The sequence below is a fragment of the Microbacterium sp. Marseille-Q6965 genome (genome assembly GCF_946151065.1).
In the GTDB taxonomy this organism is placed as follows: Bacteria; Actinomycetota; Actinomycetes; order Actinomycetales; family Microbacteriaceae; genus Microbacterium.
In genome coordinates, this window is the sequence record NZ_CAMGZA010000002.1 from 229,082 (window position 1) to 250,903 (window position 21,822).

Below are 21,822 nucleotides of genomic sequence, written 5' to 3' on the forward strand. Positions count from 1 at the left end.
CGGTGCCCTCTTTCGTCATGCGCGGGGCGGAAGGGTGGGGATGAGGGTGTCCAGCTTGTCCGCGGTGTCCTGCCAGTCCGTGACGGCCACGCACGTGACGTCGCCCATCGCGAGCACGGGGTAGTCGTTCCCGTCGGGGTCGAGCCGGTCGCCGTAGAAGAGCATGTCCGACAGCGCCACGCCGGTCTGCTCGGCGAGGCGGCGCATGCCGAAGGCCTTGTCGATGCCCTTGCGGGTGATGTCGACCGAGGTCGAACCGCCGGAGCGCACCTCGAGGTCGGGCACACGCATCGCCACGGCATCGCGCAGCGTGGACTTCTTCGCGCCGGACGGATCCCACGCCCGCTTGGCGTCGACGGGCGCGACCTGGCCGAGCGCCGAGAACGTGATCTGCGAGCCCCGGTCCTCGAGGATCGGGCCCCACGTCTCCGTCTCCCAGTACCCCAGCCGCTTCGCCTCCTCCTCCACGGCCGCCAGCGCACGACGCTTCTCGTCGGCGGTAAGATCCTGCGCGTACAGCACGGCGAAGTCGTCGCCGTCGTAGCGGAAGTATTGCGTGCCGCACGTGGGCAGCAGGTGGATGTGATCCAGCGCACCGGGTGCGTGGGGCAGGCGCTCCACCAGCTGGGAGCGGAACTGGCCGATCTGGCCGCCCGAAATGACGGCGACCTCCACGCGTTGTGCGAGCTGGATGAGCAGCTCGCCGATGCGAGGGTCGATCGGGCTCTTCGAGGGCGCGAGGGTGTCGTCGAGATCGAAGGCGACGACCAGGGGAGTCTTCTCCATCACCCCACAAGCCTACGTGGACACCGACGGTGGAACCGGCGCCGGTTCGTCGCACCCCTCGGGATCAGGTAGACTTGCAGGGTTGCAAAACGGGGTGTGGCGCAGCTTGGTAGCGCGCTTCGTTCGGGACGAAGAGGCCGCAGGTTCAAATCCTGTCACCCCGACGTAACGAAGAAGGACCCGCCGAAAGGCGGGTCCTTCTTCGTTTCTCGCGGTGCCTCAGGCGGGTCCCGCTCGCCGGAGGCTCCGCGCGGCGCGAAGCGGCGTGTGGAGCGGCGACGGGGCGTAGCGACCTGACGACGCGAGCGCCGCGCCGTCGCGGGGAACCCGGCGGTCAGTGGCGTGGCGCGAGCGTGATGAGCGAGGCCTCGGGACGGCACGCGAAGCGCACCGGAGCGTAGATGGAATGGCCGAGGCCGGCGCTCACGTTCAGCGGGACGGACCGCTCGCCGTGCGTCCACGCGGACAGGCCGCGCACCTGCGACAGCGGGAGGTCGCAGTTGCCCACGAGCGCGCCCACGAACGGCACGCGCACCTGTCCGCCGTGCGTGTGGCCGGCGAACAGCATGTCGGCCCCGGCGCCCGTCAGCGCGTCGAGGACGCGGCGATAGGGGGCGTGGGTCACGCCGATCGTGAGATCGCCGCTCTCGAGCGATGCCAGGGCGGCGATCGTCTCATCGGCGCGATCGCTGCCGTGATGGGCGTCGTCGGTGCCGGCGAGGCGCAGGTGCGAGCCGGCCACCGTCATCCGGACGGCCGTGTTGTCGATCCGCTCCCAGCCGAGCTCCTCCGACAGATACGCATCCAGCGCGGCCGTATCCAGCCGCGTGGGGGTGCCGTGGCGGCGCGAGGGGCCGGCGAGGTACTTCAGCGGGTTCTTCGGCTTCGGGGCGTACAGGTCGTTGGAACCGTGGACGAACACCCCGGGAACGCCCGCAAGCGGCTCGAACGCCTCACGGATGCCGCGCAGGCCCTCCGGGTGCCCGAGATTGTCGCCGGTGTTGATCACGAGGTCGGGGCGCAGAGCGGCGAGCCGGGCGATCCACTCCTGCTTGCGGTGCTGCCACGGCGCCATGTGGGCATCGGAGAGGTGCAGGACGCGGATCGGACGAGCGCCGGGGGAGAGGACCCGCACCACGTGGTGGCGGACTGTGTACAGGTGGCGCTCGATCCCGATGCCCCAGATGGCGGCGGCCGCGCCCGCGGCTGCTCCGGCTCCGAGCACGGCGAGGGCGCCCCGCGCGGCGCGCGAGCTCATGCGGCGACTCCGATCATTCAGTCGTCGTCGCCGTTGCCGTTGCCGCCCCCGTTGCCATTGCCGCCACCGCCGCACTTCTCTGCCTGGTAGTCGACGGTGACACGAGTGCCGGGCGCAACGAGCTCGTCCGCCGCGGGCGACGAACCGGTGGCCTTACCGCTGCCGGCGCCGTCCGCCTCGGAGCACGCGCCGCGAGCCGGGTCGAGGCCGGCGGACTGCAGGGTGCCGAGAGCGGCGGCGAGGCTCGCGCCGGAGACGTTGGGCACGCGCACCCCTTGGCCGTTGCTGGGGTTGATCGTAACGGTCGTGCCCGTCGCGACGCGTCCGGCGCCCGGTTCCTGCGTCTGCACGGTGCCCTCCGGCTTGTCGCCCGCGACGGGGTCGCCCACGCGCACGTCGAAACCGGCGTTGTTGAGGATGCGCGTTGCCTCCTCGATCGTCTGACCCGTGACGTCCGGCAGGTCGGCCATCGGCGTGACGAGCAGCGTACGGTCGGCGGTCGGGAACGGATCGCCGCCGTACTTCGCGTTCGCCGCCCCCTGCAGTGCGGGCGCGATCCGGTGCCGGATCTGCGACAGCTGGATGCCGTTCGCCCACTGACGCGACATGCTCTTGCGCACCCACCGGCCGTTCTCCTGCACGGAGTTCGAGTTGCCGACCCAGACCGCCGTCGCCACCTTCGTCGACGACTCCACCATGAAGGTCTGGTCGTCCTCGTGCGTTCCTGTCTTGCCGATCAGGGGCGTGCCGTCGCCCGGGTTGGAGGCGACACCGGTGCCGCCGCGCTGCATGACGGACTGCAGCACGTGCGCCGCGGTCGCCGCGATGTTCGGCTCGATCACCTTCTCGCAGTTCGGCTCGGGTACGGGCTGCTCGACGCCGTCCGAGTCCACCACGCGGTCGATCGCGATGGGCTCGCAGCGCACGCCGCCGTTCGCGACAGCCGCGTAGGCCGCCGCCATGTCGATGGGGGCGATGTTCTTCGAACCCAGCACGTCATACGGCACGTTCTGGTCGGTCACCGAACCGCCGTCGGCGAGGGTCACGCCCATCCGCTCGGCGACCTTGTTGATGTCGCAGATGTCGAGCTGCTCGGCCATCGCCAGGTAGCCCGTGTTGAGCGAATCGCGGGTGAACTGCAGGGGGGTGCCGTAGTAGCCGCGGTTGCCACCGTAGTTGCCGATCTGGCCCGTGCCCTGCCCGGTGGGCTGCCCACATGACGTCATGCCGCGGAACTCGCGCTTGACGCCGTTGAGGCGCTGGTTGATCGACTTGCCCTTCTCGAGCCAGTCGATGAGCGTGAAGAGCTTGTACGACGAGCCCACCTCGAAACCGCTCGACCCGCCGTGGTCCCGGTCACCCGCGTACACGAGCGAGGAGTAGCCCGGCTGCTGGGCGGCCTCCGCGTTCTCGGTGAACTGGGTGTTCTGCACCATCGCCAGGATGCGACCCGTCTGCGTCTCGAGCGACACGCCCGCCGCGCCGAACTGCATGCCCTCGATGTGGCTCGGCGCCCAGTCGCGCATGGCTGCCTCGCCGGCAGCCTGCACGCCCATGTCGAGCGTCGTGTAGATGTCGAGGCCGCCGCGCTGCAGCTTCTGCGCGCGCTCCGTCGCGGTGTCGCCGAACGCCTCGTCCGTCAGGATGACGGACTTGACGTACTGGCAGAAGTAGGCCGAACCGCCGGCCGACTGGCAGCCCTGCGTCGTCGGGGTGATCTGCGGCGTGATCGGTTCCGCGGCCGCCTCGTCGTGCTGCTGCTGGGTGATCTTGCCGTCCTCGAGCAGGCGATCGAGCACGTAGAGCTGACGGTTCTTGGTCAGCGCGTAGCCGTCGGCCTCGCTGTTGATCGGGTTGCCGTCCTTGTCGACGGTCGATCCGTCCCGCATGTCGATGCGGTAGATGTTCGGGTTCTGCACGATGCCCGCGAGCACGGCGGCCTGGCCGACGGTGACGTCCTTCGCGCTCGTGTTGAAGTAGTAATGCGCGGCGGCCTCGATGCCGTAGGTCTGGCCGCCGAAGTTGGCGATGTTGAGGTACCCGAGGAGGATGTCGTCCTTCGAGTACTCCTTCTCGATCGCGATCGCATAGCGCATCTCCTGCAGCTTGCGCTCGTACCCCTCGACGCCCTCCGAGTTGGTGTGCCGCAGGAAGCACTCCCGCAGTTCCTCGTCGTCCTGGGCCTCCTGCTCGCACTGCTGCACGAGCACGTTCTTGACGTACTGCTGGCTGATGGACGAGCCGCCCTGCGTCGATCCACCCGAGGCGTTGTTGAGCAGCGCGCGCGTCGTACCGATGAGGTCGACGCCGCCGTGGTCGTAGTAGCGCGGGTCCTCGCTGGAGAGGATCGCGTCGTAGATGTGGTGCGAGACCTCGTCGTACTCGACCGGCTGGCGGTTCTGGTCGTAGAACGTCGCCATCGGCCAGTCGTTGCCGTTCTCGTCCTTGGCGTAGATGGTCGTCGGCTCCATCGGGCGGTCCACCTCGAGGTAGCCGGGCAGGCCCTCGAAGAGGCTGATCGCCGTGGAGGCGGCCGCGCCGCTCATCGCGATGGCGGGGGTGACGGCCGCGGTGACCAGCAGGCCCGCGACGGCGCTCAGGCCGACGAGGCCGAGCACGCCGCTGAGCACGCCGCTCGGCGTCCTTTTCGCGTTGGGCATATGGTGATGGTAAGCGAGTTCCCTGGGGGACGCCTCACATGCGGCGGCGGCACGCGGATCGCGGCGCCGGCTCATGGATCGCGCGGACCGAGAGGACACGCGACGCGCCGCTCGATGACGGGAGAGTCATGACCACGTGGGAGTACCTCACGACGCCGCTGCTGATCCACAACACGGCAGCGATCCTGAACAACTGGGGCAAGCAGGGCTGGGAGCTCGTGCAGGTCGTCCAGGGGCCGGAGGGCGGCCTCGTCGCCTATCTGAAGCGCCCCGTCGGCGCCGGCGACGCCAACGCCGGGCTCGGGGCGGCGGCGGAGGCCGCGAAGCAGTTCGAGGACGAGCGGTGAGCGTCGCCGCGCGTCTGCGCGAGCTGGGTCTCGAGCTGCCGCCGGTGGTGCCGCCGGTGGCGGCGTACATCCCGGCGAAGGTGCACGGCGACCTGGTGTGGACCTCCGGTCAGCTGCCGATGGTGTCCGGAAGTCTGCCGGCCGTCGGCAAGGTGGGCGAGACGGACGGCCGCGTCCCCGCTGCCGACGCGAAGGAGATGGCGCGCACCTGCGCGCTCAACGCGATCGCCGCCGCCGCTGCGGCGGTCGGGGGCGTCGACCGCCTGACGGGGGTGTTCAAGGTGACGGGCTTCGTCGCCTCCGACCCCGCGTTCACGGGGCAGCCCGGCGTGGTGAACGGCGCGAGCGAGTTGCTCGGCGAGGTCTTCGGCGAGGCGGGGGCGCACAGCCGCTCGGCGGTGGGCGTCGCGGTGCTGCCGCTCGACGCGCCCGTCGAGGTCGAGGTGGCGTTCACCTACGCCTGAGCGCGCCGACCACGCGGAACGGCCCCGGGATCCCCGAGGCCGTTCCGCGCTTCTCAGCGCACCTGGGCGCTGATGACGCTCATCACGGCCGTGTCGGCCAGCGTGGTCGTGTCGCCGACCTCGCGGCCTTCGGCGACGTCGCGCAGCAGGCGGCGCATGATCTTGCCGGAGCGCGTCTTCGGCAGCTCGCCCACGATGTACACGTCGCGCGGCCGGGCGATGGGACCGATCTGCGCGCCGACCCACGCCCGCAGGTCGTTCGCCAGTCCCTCGGCGCTGTGCTCGCGCAGGAAGCTCTCCTTCAGGATGACGAACGCCACGACCGCCTGGCCCGTCGTCTCGTCGGAGGCGCCCACGACGGCCGCCTCGGCGGTGGCATCGTGTGCCACCAGCGCCGACTCGATCTCGGCGGTCGAAAGGCGGTGCCCCGAGACGTTCATGACGTCGTCGACCCGCCCGAGCAGCCAGATGTCGCCGTCCTCGTCGAGCCGCGCGCCGTCGCCCGCGAAGTAGTAGCCCTTGTCCTGGAACATCTTCCAGTAGGTCTCCACGAAGCGATCCGGGTCTCCCCAGATGCCGCGGAGCATGCTCGGCCACGGCTCCGTGATCACGAGCAGCCCGCCGCCGCCCTGGCCGACCGGCTCGCCCTTCTCGTCGACGACGTCCACCGCGATGCCGGGCAGCGGCACCTGCGCCGATCCGGGCTTCGTCTCGGTGATGCCGGGCAGTGCGGACACCATGATGGCCCCCGTCTCGGTCTGCCACCAGGTGTCGACGACCGGTGTCTTGCCGGCGCCGATCACCTCGCGGTACCACATCCACGCCTCGGGGTTGATCGGCTCGCCCACCGATCCGAGCAGGCGCAGGCTCGACAGGTCGCGGGCCTGCGGGATCTGTCGGCCCTGCTTCATGAAGCCGCGGATCGCCGTGGGGGCGGTGTAGAAGATGGTCACCTTGTACTTCTCGATGACATCCCACCAGCGGCCCGGCTCGGGAAACTCCGGCGTGCCCTCGTAGAGCACCTGCGTGGCGCCGTTCGCAAGCGGGCCGTACACGACGTAGGAGTGGCCGGTGATCCACCCGATGTCGGCCGTGCACCAGTACACATCGTTCTCGGGGTGCAGGTCGAAGACGTTGCGGTGCGTGAAGGCGGCCTGGGTGAGGTATCCGCCCGAGGTATGCAGGATGCCCTTCGGCTTTCCGGTTGTGCCCGACGTGTAGAGGATGAACAGCGGGGACTCGGCCGGGAACGCCTGCGCCTCGTGCTCGGCGGAGGCCTGCGGGACGACGTCGTGGTACCAGACGTCGCGGCCCTCGATCCAGTCGACCTCGTTGTCTCCCCGGCGCACGACGAGCACCTTCTCGACGGTGGCCTGGGGTCCCAGCCCGCCGCGGTCCTCGAGGGCCTGGTCGACGGCCGGCTTCAGCGGTGAGACCTTCCCCTTACGCCAGCCACCGTCGGCGGTGATGACGAGCTTGGCCCCGGCATCGTCGATGCGCGAGCGGAGGCTGTCGGCGCTGAAACCGCCGAAGACGACGGAGTGCACGGCGCCGATCCGTGCCACGGCCAGCATCGACGCCACGGCCTCCGGGATCATCGGCAGGTACAGCGCGACGCGGTCGCCCTCGCCGACGCCCATCTCGGTGAGCACGTTCGCGAGGCGCTTGACCTCGTCGGTGAGCTCCGCGTACGTGACGGCACGCGAATCACCCGGCTCGCCCTCGAAGTACAGGGCGACGCGGTCGCCGTGGCCGGCCTCCACGTGCCGGTCGAGGCAGTTGTACGCCACGTTCAGCGCGCCGTCGGCGAACCACTTCGCGAACGGCGGGTTGGACCAATCGAGCACCTGCGTGAACGGGGTGCTCCAGTCCAGCAGCTCGCGGGACTGCTCGGCCCAGAAGCCCTCGCGGTCGGCCTTCGCCCGCTCGTAGAGCTCGGGCTTCGCCACGGCGTTCGCGGCGAACGCCGGATCAGGGGCGAAGCGGCGGTCCTCGTCGAGGAGGTGGTCGATCTGACTGCTCATGCAGCGCGCTCCTTTGCGGATATCGATCGCCGGCGAGCGTAGCGCCGGGCGTGCGTCGTCGCACGTGATTCCTGCCGAATCTACGTCGGGCCCCGCCCGGGGGCTACCTCCGAAAGTCGGTGCGTTCGCTCACATGCGCGCGGCGCGTCGGACGGCCCGATCCATGCTGTGGAGCCGGACCTGCGCCGGGTGGCGCGCGCCTAGCGTCGGGGCATGCCCGATCCCTTCGTCGTCCGACCCCGCCGGCCCGCGCCGGCGGGCGCGCGCCGACTGCCGGCGGTGCCCGGCATCGGCGCGCTCGCGCCGTACCTCGAGGATCCCCGTGTCACCGACCTGTTCGTCAACGGCGCTGAGGGGCTCTTCGTCGATCGCGGGGCCGGGGCCGAGCGCGATTCCGCGTGGCGCGCGTCCGAACGCGAGGTGCGCGACCTCGCGACGGCTCTGATCGCCGCCGGCGGTCGGCACGTCGATGACGGCACGCCGTGCGTGGACGTGCGGCTTCCCGGAGGCATCCGCGTGCACGCCGTGCTCCCACCGGTCGCCCGGCGGGGGACCGCGCTGTCCATCCGGATTCCGGCCCTCGGCGACGCGACCCTCAGCGCGCTGAGTGCCGGCGGGGCGTTCCCCGACGCCGTGCGGGCATGGCTCGTGCGCCTCGTGCACGCGCGCGAGAACCTGCTGGTCACCGGGGCGACGGGAACCGGCAAGACCACGCTGCTGGGCGCGCTGTTGTCGCACGCACCCGCGCACGAGCGCATCGTCACGATCGAGGACGTCGCGGAACTGCGCATCGACCATCCCCATCACGTCTCGCTCGAGGCGCGCCAGGCCAACCTCGAGGGCGCGGGCGGGATCGGGCTGGCGCGCCTGGTGCGCGAGTCGCTGCGGATGCGCCCCGACCGCATCGTGGTGGGGGAGTGTCGCGGGGAAGAGGTGCGCGAGCTGCTCACGGCGCTCAACACGGGCCATGACGGTGGCGCGGGCACCCTGCACGCGAGCGGGCTGGTCGAGGTGCCGGCCCGGCTGGAGGCGCTCGGCGCGCTCGCCGGAATGGATGATCACGCCGTCGCGCGGCAGGTCTCGAGCGCCATCGCCTGGGTGCTGCACCTGGAGCGCGGTCCGGATGGCGTCCGGCGCCTGGCGAGCGCGGGCCGCTTCCGGGTTCGTGATGACGGGCGCCTGGCGATCGAGGAGGTCAGGCCGTGGCACGAGTGAGTTCGCCGGCACCTGCGGCCGTGGCGGCGACCCTGCTGAAGATCGCGGTGCTGCTCGAGGCGGGCACCGCCCCCGGTGCCGCGTGGCGACACGTGGGTGAGTCGGGGGACGATGCCGCACGCCGCATCCACGAGCGGCTCGATGCGGGATCGCCGCCGGTCGAGGCGCTCGAGGAGGAGGCGGTCGGTGGCCCCCGGGGCGGCGACGCCGCGGCGGCGTGGCGTCAGGTGGCGGCGGCGTGGGAGATCGCGTCGACGGTGGGCGCGCCACTCGCGCCCGCGCTGCGTGGCATGGCGCTCGCGCTGCGCGACGCGCAGGAGGCGATGGATGACGTGCGCATCGCGCTCGCCGAGCCCGCGGCGACGGCACGACTCATGGCGTGGCTGCCGCTGTTCGGACTCGCCGTGGGCGCCGCCCTCGGCTTCGACACGCTCGGCGTGCTCGTGTCGCATCCGCTCGGCACCGTATGCCTCGTGGCGGGGATCGTCCTCCTCGCCGTGGCGCGGATGTGGACGGCCCGGCTGGTGCGAGCAGCCCAGCCTCCGGCCGGGGTTCCCGGGATGCACGCCGAGCTCACGGCCATCGCGCTCGGCGGCGGCGCGTCTGTCGATCGTGCTCGCGGCCTGGTCGGTGCCAGCGGGGCCGTAACGGGCGTCGATCACGAGCGTGCCACGAACAGCGTGCTCGAGCTGTCGCGCCGCGCCGGCGTGCCGGCCGTCGAGCTGCTGCGCGCCACCGCGGTCCAGCAGCGGCACGACGCGCGTACCGAGGGGCGGTTACGGGCGTCCCGCCTCGGCGGGCGACTGCTGCTGCCCCTGGGCGTCTGCACACTGCCGGCCTTTCTCTGCCTCGGCGTCGCGCCGATGCTGCTCGCCGTCCTGTCGACCTCGCCCCTGCCTCAGCTTCCGTGAACGTCCACCCATCCACCACCCATAAGCAAGAGGAGTCATCATGAACATCGCTTCCCCCCACCGTGCCGAGATCATCGCCTTCCCGGGCGGTGGTTCCCTTCCGCGGCACCGCGAACAGCGCGGCGTCGGCGCGCTGGTCGCCGATGAGCGCGGCGCGTCGACCGCCGAGTACGCCATCGTCACTCTGGCCGCCGTCGCGTTCGCGGGCTTGCTCGTCGCCGTGCTGCGCTCCGGTGAGGTGCAGAGCATGCTGGGCGACATCATCCGCCGTGCGCTGAGCTCGGCCTGATCGGGCGAGTCGGCGATGCGGATGCGCACGCGCGCACGCGCCAGCGGCCCCTCCGAACGCGGGGGGTCGTCGGCGCCGACGAGAGGGGAGGGCGAGCGCGGCTCCGTCACGGCCGAGCTCGCGCTCGCCCTCCCGGCGGTCGCGCTCATCGTGGCGCTCGGGGTGACCGGCCTGCTGGCCGCCTCCACGCACGTCCGCCTGCAGGACGGCGCCGCGGACGCCGCCCGCCTCGTCGCACGCGGGGAGGAGGGGCGTGCCCCCGCGGCGGTGACTGCGGCCGTGCCGGGCGCGGCGAGCTCCGTGGCGCGACGCGGAGAGCTCGTCTGCGTCACGGCCTCGGTCGGGGCGCGCGTCGCGATGATCGAGATCCCGCTGCAGGCCACCAGCTGCGCGCTCGCGGGAGGGCTGTGATGGCGGGTTCCCTCCTCGCCGCCGCCGCGGTGGCGGGCACGTCCGCGCTGATGGTCGGACTGTTGGCTGTCGGCGGAGCGGGCGTGGCGAGTCAGCGGATCGCGGCGGTCGCCGACGCGGCGGCGCTCGCCGCGGCGGACGTCGCAAGCGGAGCGATCCCCGGCGACCCCTGTGAGCGAGCACGCGAGGTTGCGCAGACGCAGGGCGCCGTCGTCGCGGAGTGCGCGCTCGACGGGATCGTCGCCACGGTCGCCGTGGAGGGCCGGTTCTCGGGCCTCCCGGTGACGGGGCGTGCGCGAGCGGGGCCTCCACCGTGAGCTGGGCCGGGGCGCGCCCGCGCGCAGCGCGCCCCGGCGATCCCTCCGCCGCCGCCCACGTCGGTGCGGCGGCGGACGATACCGGAAGCGGCAGGCGGGCGGAAGTGTTGCACAGACGGTGGTGTGTATGGTGTGCAACGAAGAAAGGACGCCCCTTGGCATCAGGCAAGAAGCTCGTCATCGTCGAGTCGCCGACGAAGATGAAGTCGATCCAGAGCTACCTCGGCGACGACTATGAGGTGCTCAGCTCCGTCGGTCACATCCGCGACCTCGCGGACAAGCGCGACATCCCCGAGAAGGACCGCGCGGCCTACGGCAAGTACTCGATCGACATCGAGAACGGCTTCGAGCCCTACTACGTCGTCAGCGATCGGAAGGCGAAGACCGTCGCCGAGCTGAAGCGGGCCGTCAAGAGCGCGTCGGAGGTCCTGCTCGCCACCGATGAGGACCGCGAGGGCGAGGCCATCGCGTGGCACCTGCTCGAGACGCTCAAGCCCAAGGTGCCCGTCAAGCGCATGGTGTTCCATGAGATCACCAAGGACGCCATCCAGAAGGCGGTCGAGAACACGCGCGAGCTCGACACCGCGCTCGTCGACGCCCAGGAGACGCGCCGCGTGCTGGACCGCCTCTATGGCTGGGACGTCTCGCCGGTGCTGTGGCGCAAGGTCGGCAGCGGCCGCGAGGGGCAGGCGCTGAGCGCGGGCCGGGTCCAGTCCGCCGCGATGCGGATGGTGGTCGACCGCGAGCGTGAGCGCATGGCCTTCGTGCCCGCCGACTACTGGAGCATCCAGGCGACGGCGGCGCGGGCCGCGGAGGCCTTCGCCGTCAAGGTCGTCCGCATCGACGGCTCGCCGATCGCGGTGGGCCGCGACTTCGACGAGCAGGGCGCGCTCAAGCGCGCCGTCGTCGTGCTCGGCGAGTCCGAGGCCACCGACCTGGCCGCCGCGCTCGAGCGCGCCGGCTCCGCGAACGTGATCAAGGTGGAGGCCAAGCCCGGCACCCGCCGCCCCTACGCGCCGTTCACCACCTCCACGCTGCAGCAGGAAGCCGGCCGCAAGCTCGGCATGACGGCCAAGACCACGATGTCGGTCGCACAGAGCCTGTACGAGCGCGGATACATCACCTATATGCGTACGGACTCCACCAACCTGAGCTCGCAGGCGGTGCAGGCCGCGCGAGAGCAGGCCGTGAGCCTCTACGGCGACAAGGCCGTGCCGCTGAAGCCGCGGGTGTACGCCTCGAAGAGCCGCAACGCGCAGGAGGCGCACGAGGCGATCCGCCCCTCGGGCGACCGCTTCCGCACGCCCAGCGAGGTGGCGGGTCAGCTCGGCCGTGACGAGCAGCGGATGTACGACCTCATCTGGAAGCGCACCATCGCCAGCCAGATGGCCGACGCCAAGTTCGAGACGACGACGGTCACGCTCGAGGCGCACGCCGACGGCAAGCGCGTCGAGCTGACCGCCGCGGGCACCGTGTACACCTTCAAGGGCTTCCTCGAGGCGTACGAGGAGGGGCGCGACGAGCGCCGCAGCGACGCCGACCAGGTGGAGGACCAGTCCCTGCCGCAGGTGGCGGAGGGCGACGCGCTCGACCTTCGCGAGGCGGCCCCGAAGGGTCACCAGACCAGCCCCAAGCCGCGCTACACCGAGGCGAGTCTCGTCAAGGCGCTCGAGGAACGCGGCATCGGCCGCCCCTCGACATTCGCCAGCATCATCGGCGTGATCCTCGACCGTGGCTACGTCATCAAGCGCGGCCAGGCGCTCGTGCCCACCTGGCTGGCCTTCAGCGTGACGCGCTTGCTCGAGCAGCACTTCGCCGAGCTCGTCGACTACGACTTCACGGCCGAACTCGAGGACGACCTCGACGCCATCGCGCGCGGCGAGCAGCGCCGCGCCGACTGGCTCAAGGCGTTCTACTTCGGCGGCGATGGCCACCCCGGTCTGCGCAACATCGTGGACGACCTCGGCGAGATCGACGCGCGCGAGATCAACGCCACGAAGATCACTGACGTCGCCACGCTGCGATTCGGCCGGTACGGGCCGTACCTGGAGGTCGTCGATCCCGACAACCCCGAGCCTAAGCCGCGCATCATCAACGTGCCCGAGGACCTTGCCCCCGACGAGCTCACGCCCGTCAAGGTCCAGGAGCTCATCGACGCGCCGGTGGCCGGCAACCGTGTCCTCGGCGAGAACCCTGCCAACGGCAAGCTCGTCGTCGTCAAGGACGGTCGCTTCGGGCCCTACCTCGAGGAGGAGGACCCCGCCGACCCGGACGAGGCCGACGCCGAGACCGGTGAGGTCGAGGAGAAGCCGAAGAAGCGCGCGGCGAAGAAGGACGAGCCGAAGCCGCGCCGCGCCTCGCTGTTCAAGAGCATGTCGCCCGAGACCATCGATCTCGACACCGCGCTCAAGCTGCTCGACCTGCCGCGCGTTGTGGGCGCCGACCCCGACTCGGGCGAGGAGATCACGGCCCAGAACGGCCGCTACGGGCCCTACCTGAAGAAGGGCACCGACTCGCGGTCGCTGGAGAGCGAGGACCAGATCTTCGACATCACGCTCGAGCAGGCCCTCGAGATCTACAAGCAGCCGAAGTACGGCGCCCGTCGTGCCGCCAGCGCGCTCAAGGAGTTCGAGGCCGACCCGGTCAGCGGCAAGCCGATCCGGGTGCGCGACGGTCGCTTCGGCCCGTACGTGACCGACGGCGAGACGAACGCGACGATCCCGCGCGGGGAATCGGTCGACGACATCACCTTCGAACGCGCGGTCCAGCTGATCGCCGACAAGCGCGCCAAGGGACCGGCGAAGAAGCGCACGACGCGCACCTCCACCACCACGCGCAAGCGCGCCGCCAAGAAGTGACCGCGACCGACGGCTCCGTCGCCCCCGACCGGGGCAGGTGGATCACGCTCGAGGGGGGCGACGGCTCGGGGAAGACCACCCAGGCAGCGCTGCTGCAGGAGTGGCTGCAGCAGCGGGGGCGCACCGTCGTGCGCACCCGCGAGCCGGGCGGCACCGAGGTGGGGCGCCTCATTCGCGAGATCGTGCTGCATCACCGGGGTGAGATCGGCGCGCGCGCCGAGGCGCTGCTGTTCGCGGCGGACCGCGCCCACCACGTCGCCACCCTCGTGCGCCCGGCGCTGGAGCGCGGCGACATCGTCATCCAGGACCGCTACCTCGACTCCTCCGTCGCCTATCAGGGGGCGGGCCGCGTGCTCGGCGCCGACGAGGTGCGCGAGCTGTCCCTGTGGGCGACGGAGCGAGCGCTCCCCGACCTCACCGTCCTGCTCGACCTCGAACCGGAGGTTGCCCGCCGGCGGCTCGACGCCGCCGACAAGCCGTTCGACCGGCTCGAGGCCGAGCGGGGCGAGTTCCATGCGCGGGTGCGGGAGGCGTATCTCGCCCTCGCCGCGGCCGAGCCCGACCGCTTCCTCGTGCTCGACGCCGCGCTCCCGCCGCAGGACCTCGCCGCGGCGGTGCAAGCCCGCGTCGAGGCGCTGCTCTGACGTCGCGCCGTCGCAGCCCGCGGTTAGGCTGAGAGCATGACCGCCGTCGCCGCTCCCGAGCTGCCCTGGGGGGATGTGTGGGGGCAGGATGAGGCGGTGCAGACCCTCGCCGCCGCCGCGCAGGACCCCTCCGCCCTCGCACACGCGTGGCTGCTCACGGGACCGCCGGGCTCCGGTCGGTCCACCCTCGCGCACGCGTTCGCCGCGGCGCTCATCGCCGAGGGCCCCGATGACACCGCCACGATGCGTCAGGTCATCGCCGGCACCCACCCCGACCTGACGGCGCTGCGCACGGAGGGCGTGATCATCTCGATCGCCCAGGCGCGGTCCCTCGTCGAGCGCTCCTATTTCTCGCCCTCGCTGGGTCGATACCGCGTCATCGTGATGGAGGACGCGGACCGGATGACGGAGCGCACGTCGAACGTGCTGCTGAAGGCGCTCGAGGAGCCGCCCGAGCGCACGATCTGGGTGCTGTGCGCGCCGAGCGACGCCGACCTGCTGCCCACCATCCGCTCGCGCGTGCGCACGCTGCGGCTGCGCGAGCCCGACGTCGACGATGTCGCTCGGCTGCTCATGGCCCGCACGGGTGTGGACGGGGCCGCAGCCGAGCAGGCCGCGCGGCACGCGCAACGTCACATCGGCATGGCGCAGCGGTTGGCCACCGACGAGGCATCGCGTCACCGTCGTGACGAGACCCTGCGCGCGGTGCTGCGGGTGCGCAGCATCGGCGACGTCGTCGAGGTCGCCGGCGAGATCGTGCAGGCCGCCACCGACGACGCGAAGGCGCTCACGGCGGAGCGGGACGAGGCCGAGAGGGCCTCGCTGCTGCGCACCGTCGGCGTGCCGGAGGGATCCCGCGTGCCCCCCGCGGTGCGCTCCCAGCTGTCGGCGCTGGAGGACGAGCAGAAGCGGCGCGCCACGCGCAGCCTGCGGGACGGCCTCGACCGTGTCCTCACCGACCTGCAGTCGCTGTTCCGCGACGTCACGATGCTGCAGTTCGGGCGGCACGAGGGGATCATCAATGTCGAACTCCTCGACGAGCTGCGCGCGCTGGCGGAGGCGTGGCGGCCCGAGCGCACCCTCCTCGTCCTCGACCATCTCGCCGACACGCGTGCCGCCATCGAGCAGAACGCCCAGCCGGCGCTCGCCCTCGAGAGCCTGCTCGTCACCATCGTGAGCGGGAACCGCGCATGACCGGCACCGCCCCGGCCGCCCGCCTGCGCGCGGCCCTCGCCGGCCTCGCCCTCGCCGCCCTGACGCTCGTCGGCTGCGCGGCGCCAGGCGATGCCCGTCCGGCGGATCCCGCCCCCGTCACCGAGGGGGTGCCCGATGAGCTGCTGTCGTTCTACGACCAGCCCCCGCGGTGGGAGCCGTGCGGGGAGGGCTTCGAGTGCGCCACGATCGCGGCGCCGCTGGACTGGCACGAGCCCGGCCGCGGTGAGATCGAGCTCGCCGTCGTGCGCCACCTCGCCACGCGGGGCGCTCCCGAGGGCGCACTGCTCACGAACCCCGGTGGCCCGGGCGCGAGCGGCGTCGACCTCGTGCGCGACGGGCTGGACTACTCATTCGGTGAGCCTCTCGTGGCGGCGTTCGACATCGTCGGGTTCGATCCGCGCGGAGTGGGGGAGTCCACGGCCGTCCGCTGCTACGACGACGCCCAGATGGACGAGTATCTCTACGGCATCCCGCAGGCTCCGCGCGGCACCCCGGAGTGGGAGGCCGAGCTGACGGCGAGATCGGCCGACTACGCTGCGGCGTGCGCGGCGAACAGCGGCGAGCTGCTCGAGTTCGTCACGACCGAGCAGGCCGCGCGCGACCTCGATCTGCTGCGCGCGGTGCTCGGGCAGGAGGAGCTGACCTATCTCGGGTTCTCGTACGGCACCTTCCTGGGCGCGACGTACGCGGAGCTGTTTCCGGAGCGCGCCGGACGCCTCGTGCTCGACGGCGCCATCGATCCCTCGGTCTCCGGCGAGGAGGTGGGCACCGTGCAGGCGGTCGGTTTCGAGTCGGCGCTGCGCACCTATCTGGCGTGGTGCCTCGAGGGTCGGCAGTGCCCGTTCGCCGGGTCGGTCGACAACGCCCTGGCCGATCTGTCGGCCATGCTTGCCACCGTCGACGAGCGCCCTCTGCCCGCCGAGGACGGGCGCCTGCTCGGTGCCGATACGCTCGTGACCGCGATCGTGGCGGCGCTGTACGCACAGGCGAACTGGCCCTACCTCAACGACGCGCTCACCGGCGTCTTCGAGGGCGACCCCGCCGATGCGTTCTTCCTCGCCGATTTCTACAACGGCCGCGGTGAGGACGGGCGGTATCTCGACAACAGCACCGACGCCTTCACCGCCTACAACTGCATGGACTATCCGGCGACCACGCCGGAGGAGCAGGAGGCCGGCCAGGCGCGACTCGCGGAGCTGGCTCCCACCATCGCGCCCTACTGGGCGGGACCCGACACCTGCGCGCAATGGCCGTACCCGCCGACGGGCACGCGGTCGTCGCTGACCGCGGACGGCGCCGATCCGATCGTCGTGGTGGGCACCACGGGCGATCCCGCCACGCCGTACGAGTGGGCCCAGTCGCTGGCGGATCAGCTTTCCCGCGGCGTGCTCGTCACCTACGAGGGGGAGGGACACACGGCATACAACGGGGCGAGCGACTGCGTCAACGGCGCCGTGGAAGGGTTCCTGCTCGACGGCACCGTTCCCGAGGACGGTCTCATCTGTCGGTGACCCCGCGGCCGCGGCGCGACGTCGATTCGTCGCGGCGCCCGCGATCCGGTATGCTTGTTCCTCGTGCCGCGCAGCGGCGCGAACGCCGCCTTAGCTCAGTCGGCAGAGCGATTCACTCGTAATGAATAGGTCGTCGGTTCGATTCCGACAGGCGGCTCGGCAAGACCCCCGGACTCCACTCCGGGGGTCTTTCCTTTTGCGCGCGTATGCCCGGCGTCGCATGCGGTATCACGTAGCGTGGCGCACAGCGATCGGCGACCGCCTTTGGCTTCGCAAGGCCGCCGGTGCGGCCGCCCGAACGATGGGAGCCGATCATGGCCACCACCGCTCCGCTCACCTCCACCGACTCCGCGGCCCGACTCGGCCCCGTCCGCCAGACCTACGCGGGTCCCGACAGCTTCCCGCCGATCACCCACTCCTACGCGAAGGTGTCGCAGGTCGTGCGCGAAACGGGCCTGCTCCGCCGTGCCCGCTGGTTCTACGCCCTCGTCGGCGCCGCGCTCGCCCTCGGCTTCGGCGGCGCGATCACGGGATTCGTGCTCCTCGGCGACAGCTGGTTCCAGCTGCTCATCGCCGCCGCGCTCGGCGTGCTCTTCACGCAGGTCGCCTTCATCGCCCACGAGGCGGCGCACCGCCAGGTGTTCGCCGGCGGGAAGGCGAACGACCGGCTGGCACGGGTGCTGGCCGCCGGCGTCGTGGGCATCAGCCTGTCGTGGTGGGATAACAAGCACTCGCGGCACCACGCCAACCCGAACCGGGTGGGCAAGGACCCCGACATCGCCGTCGACACGGTCTCGTTCCTCGACGAGGACGCGGCATCGGCCCGAGGCCTGCGCCGGGCGATCACGCGCCGCCAGGGCTGGCTGTTCTTCCCGCTGCTCACGCTTGAGGGCCTGAACCTGCACTGGCAGGGGCTGCGGCACCTCCTCTCGCGCGGACCCGTGAAGGGGCGCTGGATCGAGCTCGGGCTCATCGCGCTGCGCTTCGCCGTCGTGCTCGTGCCGCTCTTCCTCGTCCTGCCGCTCGGCATGGCCTTCGCCTTCCTCGGCGTGCAGCTGGCCGTGTTCGGCGTCTACATGGGCGCGTCGTTCGCGCCCAACCACAAGGGCATGCCGGTCATCGCGCCGGACGCGAAGCTCGACTTCCTCTCGAAGCAGGTGCGTACCTCGCGCAACATCCGCGGCGGCTGGTGGGCCACCGCGCTGATGGGCGGGCTGAACTACCAGGTCGAGCACCACCTCTTCCCGAGCATGGCCCGGCCGTACCTCGCGCGCGCCAGTGAGATCGTGCGCGACTACTGCGCCTCCCACGGCGTGCCCTACACCGAGACGAGCCTGCTGCGCTCGTACGGCATCGTCGTGGCGTACCTCAATCGGGTGGGGCTCGCCGCGCGCGACCCGTTCGACTGCCCCGCCGCCGCGCAACTGCGCCGCGCCTGATCCGGGGGATCCGCGGGGGCGAGCCGCGGACGGCGGTCGCCGCTGCGGCCCCACAATGGACGGGTGCCGATCATCGACAACGCCGTCTACGTGGACGGGAAGCGGATCGCCGATCCGGAGAGCCTGGATCAGACGTTCGAGTACATGCGCGCGCAGGGCGGCATGGGATGGATCGGGCTGGTTCGCGCCACCGATGAGGAGCTCGACACCGTCGCGGCCGAGTTCGGCCTGCACCGTCTGGCGGTCGAGGACGCGAGATCCGGTCACCAGCGGGCGAAGCTCGAGCGCTACGATCACACGCTCTTCGTCGTGCTGCGGCCCGCCTGGTACGACGATCGCGCCGAGACCGTCGAGTTCGGCGAGCTGCACATCTTCATCGGGCGCGACTTCGTCGTGACCGTCCGCCACGGCGACGCACCCGACCTCGCGCGCGTGCGCCGGCGGATGGAGGCCGATCCCGACCTGCTGCGGCGCGGCCCGGAGGCGGTGCTGTACGCCATCCTCGACGAGGTCGTGGATCAGTACGCCCCGGTCGTTCTCGGTGTCGAGAACGACATCGACGAGATCGAGACGGCGCTGTTCACGGACACCGGTGCGCAGCTCTCGCGCCGCATCTATCAGCTCTCGGCGGAGGTCCTCTCGTTCCAGCGCGGCACACAGCCGTTGTCGGGGATGCTGGAGGCGCTGCTGCGCGGCGGCGACAAGTACGGCGTCGACGTGGAGCTGCAGCGCCTGCTGCGCGACGTGCACGACCACGTGCTGCGCATCGCGGATCGGATCGCGGGGTTCCGCGCGGTGCTCGACAACGCGCTTACGGTGAACGCCACGATGGTGACCCAGCGGCAGACGGAGACGGCGCTGCAGCAGAACGAGCAGGTGAAGAAGATCTCGGGATGGGCGGCGATCCTGTTCGGCCCCACCCTGATCGGCGGCATCTACGGCATGAACTTCGACGACATGCCTGAGCTGCACTGGGCATGGGGCTACCCGTTCGCGCTGGGGCTGATGGCCGCCACGAGCGTCACGCTGTGGGCGGTGTTCAAGTGGCGCAGGTGGATGTGACGAGCGACCTGACCGATCCGCCCCGCTCGGCACCGATCCGACGTAGCGTTGAGGGACGAAACCCGTCGAGCAGGAGGCTCACATGGCACGCGTCGTCATCATCGGAGGGCACGGGAAGGTGGCGCTGCGTCTCGCGCCCCTGCTGAGGGCACGGGGAGACGAGGTGACGAGCGTCATCCGGAACCCGGATCATGCGGCCGATGTCGAGGAGGCGGGCGCCTCGCCGCTCGTCGCGGACGTCGAGACGATGAGCGTCGACGCGCTCGCGGAGATCCTCGCCGGACACGATGCCGTGGTGTGGGCGGCGGGCGCGGGCGGCGGCGACGCCGCGCGCACCTACGCCGTCGACCGCGACGCCGCGATCCGATCCATGGACGCCGCCGAGCGGGCCGGGGTCCACCGGTACGTCATGGTGTCGTACATCGGCGCGGGACCGGATCACGGCACCCCCGAGGACAGCTCGTTCTTCCCCTATGCCGAGGCGAAGTCGGCGGCCGACGCCCACCTCCGCTCCAGTCGCCTGGAGTGGACGGTCCTCGGCCCCGGTGGGCTCACGCTCGATGAGCCCACCGGCCGCATCGCGGTGCGTGACCCGGGCGACGGGCGCGTCTCGCGCGGTGACGTCGCCGCGGTCATCGCCGCGTCGCTCGTGGAGCAGGCCACCGTCCGCCGCACCATCCGGTTCGGAAACGGCGACGAGCCGATCGAGGATGCGCTGCGGCTGAAGGTGGAGAGCGACGAGTGGGGCGCGCCGCCTACTCCCTGATCGCCTCGCGCACGAAGCGCTCCACGTTCGCCCGCAGCGCCTCGATGCGCGCCTGCCGTGCGGCCTCGACGTCGAAGCCGACGTAGGCGAGCGGTGGTCGTCGCCGGGCGTTGACGTTGCACTCGAAGGCGGCGCAGACGAGGGTGCCGATGGCGTCGCCGCGCCGGCCGGTCGCGCCGGCGCGGCGCGTGCTGAAGAGCACGACGTCGTTGGGCAGGTGGACGTCGGCGCACCAGGAGCACTGCGTGCGCTGGCGCGGCGTGGCCTCGGCCTGCTTCAGCATGAGGCCGACGGGTTCGTCATCGATCATGGCGACGACGTAGCCGACGAGCGGCTGCTTGTGATCGCGCCAGCCGAGGAAGTCGATGCGGCCCCAGTCCGTCAGGTCGAGATCGGGCAGGGTGATGTTCTTGCGCTCGCGGACGGTGACGTTCGCGAAGGACGCCCGGATGCGGGCGGCGTCGAGGGGAAGCATGAATGCTCTCTTCGTGTGTGAGAAGGATGAGGGCGCGCGCGGCCGAAGACGCGCGTGTGTGAGGTGGCGGGCACGCCGGAGTGTCGGCGGCGCCGTGAGGCGGGCGGCACGGCACGAGCCGACGCCGCACCGGATCGTCAGGCTCTCTCGGTCGCCGACGCAGAGCGCGTCGACGGCCTCCTCACTCCCCGCAGGGGTCCGGTCTCGAACACGCGACCATCCTACGCCGTCCGAGCGGGGCGGGCCGACTCAGGCGAGAGCGAAGAGCGCGGCCGCCACGAGGGCGAGCACGAGACCGATCGCCTGCGGCGCGGCCAGGCGCTCGCGCAGCACGAGGGCCGCCAGCAGCACCGTGCCGGCGGGGTAGAGCGCCTGCAGCACCCCGACCACCGCGAGATCCCCGGTGCGCAGCGCGACGAGGATGAGCACATTGGCCGCGGCGTCGCACACGCCCGCCGCCAGCGCGATCCGCAGCCCCGAACCGGAGCGCGGCCCCTGCGCGGGACCGCGCCGCAGCGCGAGGATCGCGACGCCCGCACCGCACAGCGCCGCCAGCACCACGCGGCTGGCGATCAGCGGGGTGAGGCCCGACGCCTCCGCGGTCTGATCGAGCGTGATGACAAAAGCCCCGAACGCCACCCCGGCGACGATCGTGAGGAGGAGCGGCACGGGTCGGGGGCGGGCGGCGCGCTCGCCCCGCGCGCGTGCGATCAGCACCACGGCGGACACCGCGAGACCCGTGCCGGCCCACGCGAGCGGTCCCGGCGATTCACCCGCGACGGCCACCGCCCATACGGACGGCACCACGGCCGACAGCACGGCCGCCAGCGGCGAGAGGATCACCATGGGCCCGGCGGCGAAGGCGGCATAGAGGCAGACGAGGCCCACCGCGTAGAGCGCGCCGACCATCGCCCCGAGCGCGGTGTCGCGCGCCGACCACGCGCCGCCGACGAGCAGCTGCGCGGGCAGGAGAAGGACGAGCGCCGCCATGCCGGTGAGGAACGTCACGCGCACGGCGGCCATCCGCTTGGCCGCAAGGCCGCCGAGGAAGTCCGCCCCGCCCCAGATCATGGCCCCGACGAGGGCGAGGGAGGCGGCGATCACGACGTCAGTCTGGCACGCGGCGCGCCCCCCTCCCTGCGGGGCGTACGCTGGCGGAAAACGGATCGA

General features: G+C 71.6%; 20 protein-coding genes and 2 tRNA genes. 16 read left to right on the top strand and 6 right to left on the bottom strand.

Annotation, left to right across the window (positions count from 1 at the left end; all coding sequences use genetic code 11):
* Positions 1 to 15 precede the first annotated feature (15 nt).
* A complete protein-coding gene (locus tag N8N77_RS07600; protein WP_261165976.1) occupies positions 16 to 786 on the bottom strand; it encodes an HAD-IIB family hydrolase in 771 nt (256 codons plus the stop codon).
* A 90-nt stretch (positions 787 to 876) separates the two neighbouring features.
* Here N8N77_RS07600 and N8N77_RS07605 point away from each other — a divergent pair.
* Positions 877 to 950, top strand: a tRNA-Pro gene (locus tag N8N77_RS07605).
* A gap of 170 nt (positions 951 to 1,120) precedes the next feature.
* Here N8N77_RS07605 and N8N77_RS07610 read toward each other — a convergent pair.
* Together N8N77_RS07610 and N8N77_RS07615 are read right to left on the bottom strand one after the other, a co-directional pair.
* Positions 1,121 to 2,044 carry a metallophosphoesterase gene (locus N8N77_RS07610; RefSeq protein ID WP_261165978.1) on the bottom strand — a complete coding sequence of 308 codons (924 nt, stop codon included), beginning with the start codon at positions 2,042 to 2,044 and terminating at the stop codon, positions 1,121 to 1,123.
* Positions 2,045 to 2,061: 17 nt separating this feature from the next.
* Complete coding sequence (locus tag N8N77_RS07615) at positions 2,062 to 4,704, bottom strand: transglycosylase domain-containing protein (RefSeq protein ID WP_261165979.1); 2,643 nt, start codon at positions 4,702 to 4,704, stop codon at positions 2,062 to 2,064.
* 128 nt (positions 4,705 to 4,832) lie between these two features.
* Between N8N77_RS07615 and N8N77_RS07620 the strand changes: the two genes are divergently transcribed.
* Both N8N77_RS07620 and N8N77_RS07625 read left to right on the top strand, forming a co-directional pair.
* Positions 4,833 to 5,051 (top strand): DUF4177 domain-containing protein, encoded by a 219-nt coding sequence (locus N8N77_RS07620; protein ID WP_261165981.1) that lies wholly within the window; start codon positions 4,833 to 4,835, stop codon positions 5,049 to 5,051.
* Complete coding sequence (locus N8N77_RS07625) at positions 5,048 to 5,515, top strand: RidA family protein (RefSeq protein ID WP_261165982.1); 468 nt, start codon at positions 5,048 to 5,050, stop codon at positions 5,513 to 5,515. The genes N8N77_RS07620 and N8N77_RS07625 overlap by 4 nt, the downstream gene beginning before the upstream one ends.
* A gap of 53 nt (positions 5,516 to 5,568) precedes the next feature.
* Here N8N77_RS07625 and acs read toward each other — a convergent pair whose 3' ends face one another.
* Positions 5,569 to 7,539 (bottom strand): acetate--CoA ligase, encoded by a 1,971-nt coding sequence (gene acs, locus N8N77_RS07630; protein ID WP_261165984.1) that lies wholly within the window; start codon positions 7,537 to 7,539, stop codon positions 5,569 to 5,571.
* Positions 7,540 to 7,752: 213 nt separating this feature from the next.
* On the opposite strand from acs, the gene N8N77_RS07635 reads away from it, so the two are divergent.
* From N8N77_RS07635 to N8N77_RS07695, 13 genes are all read left to right on the top strand, one after another.
* Positions 7,753 to 8,754, top strand: coding sequence for a TadA family conjugal transfer-associated ATPase (locus tag N8N77_RS07635; protein ID WP_261165986.1), 1,002 nt, complete (start codon positions 7,753 to 7,755; stop codon positions 8,752 to 8,754).
* Positions 8,742 to 9,665 carry a type II secretion system F family protein gene (locus N8N77_RS07640; RefSeq protein ID WP_261165987.1) on the top strand — a complete coding sequence of 308 codons (924 nt, stop codon included), beginning with the start codon at positions 8,742 to 8,744 and terminating at the stop codon, positions 9,663 to 9,665. Before N8N77_RS07635 ends, N8N77_RS07640 begins: the two co-directional genes overlap by 13 nt.
* A gap of 40 nt (positions 9,666 to 9,705) precedes the next feature.
* On the top strand, positions 9,706 to 9,954 hold the full coding sequence (locus N8N77_RS07645; protein ID WP_261165989.1) for a DUF4244 domain-containing protein: 249 nt from the start codon (positions 9,706 to 9,708) through the stop codon (positions 9,952 to 9,954).
* A gap of 21 nt (positions 9,955 to 9,975) precedes the next feature.
* Positions 9,976 to 10,365 carry a TadE family type IV pilus minor pilin gene (locus N8N77_RS07650; RefSeq protein ID WP_261165990.1) on the top strand — a complete coding sequence of 130 codons (390 nt, stop codon included), beginning with the start codon at positions 9,976 to 9,978 and terminating at the stop codon, positions 10,363 to 10,365.
* Positions 10,365 to 10,682, top strand: coding sequence for an Rv3654c family TadE-like protein (locus tag N8N77_RS07655; protein ID WP_261165991.1), 318 nt, complete (start codon positions 10,365 to 10,367; stop codon positions 10,680 to 10,682). The genes N8N77_RS07650 and N8N77_RS07655 overlap by 1 nt, the downstream gene beginning before the upstream one ends.
* A gap of 155 nt (positions 10,683 to 10,837) precedes the next feature.
* The gene (gene topA / locus N8N77_RS07660) at positions 10,838 to 13,540 is read left to right on the top strand and encodes a type I DNA topoisomerase (RefSeq protein ID WP_261165993.1); all 2,703 of its coding nucleotides are present in this window, start codon (positions 10,838 to 10,840) and stop codon (positions 13,538 to 13,540) included.
* Positions 13,537 to 14,184 carry a dTMP kinase gene (tmk, locus tag N8N77_RS07665; protein ID WP_261165995.1) on the top strand — a complete coding sequence of 216 codons (648 nt, stop codon included), beginning with the start codon at positions 13,537 to 13,539 and terminating at the stop codon, positions 14,182 to 14,184. Before topA ends, tmk begins: the two co-directional genes overlap by 4 nt.
* Before the next feature lie 36 nt (positions 14,185 to 14,220).
* On the top strand, positions 14,221 to 15,378 hold the full coding sequence (locus N8N77_RS07670) for a DNA polymerase III subunit delta' (protein WP_261165997.1): 1,158 nt from the start codon (positions 14,221 to 14,223) through the stop codon (positions 15,376 to 15,378).
* Positions 15,375 to 16,910 carry an alpha/beta hydrolase gene (locus tag N8N77_RS07675; protein ID WP_261165999.1) on the top strand — a complete coding sequence of 512 codons (1,536 nt, stop codon included), beginning with the start codon at positions 15,375 to 15,377 and terminating at the stop codon, positions 16,908 to 16,910. The genes N8N77_RS07670 and N8N77_RS07675 overlap by 4 nt, the downstream gene beginning before the upstream one ends.
* Positions 16,911 to 16,994: 84 nt before the next feature.
* A tRNA-Thr gene (locus N8N77_RS07680) sits at positions 16,995 to 17,067 on the top strand.
* 157 nt (positions 17,068 to 17,224) lie between these two features.
* Entirely contained in the window at positions 17,225 to 18,349 is a 1,125-nt protein-coding gene (locus N8N77_RS07685; RefSeq protein WP_261166000.1) for an acyl-CoA desaturase, read from the top strand.
* A gap of 63 nt (positions 18,350 to 18,412) precedes the next feature.
* Positions 18,413 to 19,411 carry a magnesium and cobalt transport protein CorA gene (locus N8N77_RS07690; RefSeq protein ID WP_261166001.1) on the top strand — a complete coding sequence of 333 codons (999 nt, stop codon included), beginning with the start codon at positions 18,413 to 18,415 and terminating at the stop codon, positions 19,409 to 19,411.
* 82 nt (positions 19,412 to 19,493) lie between these two features.
* Positions 19,494 to 20,177 (top strand): SDR family oxidoreductase, encoded by a 684-nt coding sequence (locus N8N77_RS07695; protein ID WP_261166003.1) that lies wholly within the window; start codon positions 19,494 to 19,496, stop codon positions 20,175 to 20,177.
* On the opposite strand, the gene N8N77_RS07700 is transcribed toward N8N77_RS07695, so the two are convergent.
* Both N8N77_RS07700 and N8N77_RS07705 read right to left on the bottom strand, forming a co-directional pair.
* Complete coding sequence (locus N8N77_RS07700; RefSeq protein ID WP_261166004.1) at positions 20,167 to 20,652, bottom strand: FBP domain-containing protein; 486 nt, start codon at positions 20,650 to 20,652, stop codon at positions 20,167 to 20,169. The genes N8N77_RS07695 and N8N77_RS07700 overlap by 11 nt on opposite strands.
* Positions 20,653 to 20,901: 249 nt before the next feature.
* A complete protein-coding gene (locus N8N77_RS07705; RefSeq protein WP_261166005.1) occupies positions 20,902 to 21,756 on the bottom strand; it encodes a DMT family transporter in 855 nt (284 codons plus the stop codon).
* Positions 21,757 to 21,822: the final 66 nt, after the last annotated feature.

Coding starts and splice junctions, on each gene's coding strand:
- N8N77_RS07670 (WP_261165997.1), top strand. CDS start 14,221: ATGACCGCCGTCGCCGCTCCCGAGCTGCCCTGGGGGGATGTGTGGGGG.
- N8N77_RS07645 (WP_261165989.1), top strand. CDS start 9,706: ATGAACATCGCTTCCCCCCACCGTGCCGAGATCATCGCCTTCCCGGGC.
- N8N77_RS07695 (WP_261166003.1), top strand. CDS start 19,494: ATGGCACGCGTCGTCATCATCGGAGGGCACGGGAAGGTGGCGCTGCGT.
- N8N77_RS07635 (WP_261165986.1), top strand. CDS start 7,753: ATGCCCGATCCCTTCGTCGTCCGACCCCGCCGGCCCGCGCCGGCGGGC.
- N8N77_RS07650 (WP_261165990.1), top strand. CDS start 9,976: ATGCGCACGCGCGCACGCGCCAGCGGCCCCTCCGAACGCGGGGGGTCG.
- N8N77_RS07685 (WP_261166000.1), top strand. CDS start 17,225: ATGGCCACCACCGCTCCGCTCACCTCCACCGACTCCGCGGCCCGACTC.
- N8N77_RS07615 (WP_261165979.1), bottom strand. CDS start 4,704: ATGCCCAACGCGAAAAGGACGCCGAGCGGCGTGCTCAGCGGCGTGCTC.
- N8N77_RS07675 (WP_261165999.1), top strand. CDS start 15,375: ATGACCGGCACCGCCCCGGCCGCCCGCCTGCGCGCGGCCCTCGCCGGC.
- N8N77_RS07600 (WP_261165976.1), bottom strand. CDS start 786: ATGGAGAAGACTCCCCTGGTCGTCGCCTTCGATCTCGACGACACCCTC.
- acs (WP_261165984.1), bottom strand. CDS start 7,539: ATGAGCAGTCAGATCGACCACCTCCTCGACGAGGACCGCCGCTTCGCC.
- N8N77_RS07610 (WP_261165978.1), bottom strand. CDS start 2,044: ATGAGCTCGCGCGCCGCGCGGGGCGCCCTCGCCGTGCTCGGAGCCGGA.
- N8N77_RS07620 (WP_261165981.1), top strand. CDS start 4,833: ATGACCACGTGGGAGTACCTCACGACGCCGCTGCTGATCCACAACACG.
- N8N77_RS07700 (WP_261166004.1), bottom strand. CDS start 20,652: ATGCTTCCCCTCGACGCCGCCCGCATCCGGGCGTCCTTCGCGAACGTC.
- N8N77_RS07655 (WP_261165991.1), top strand. CDS start 10,365: ATGGCGGGTTCCCTCCTCGCCGCCGCCGCGGTGGCGGGCACGTCCGCG.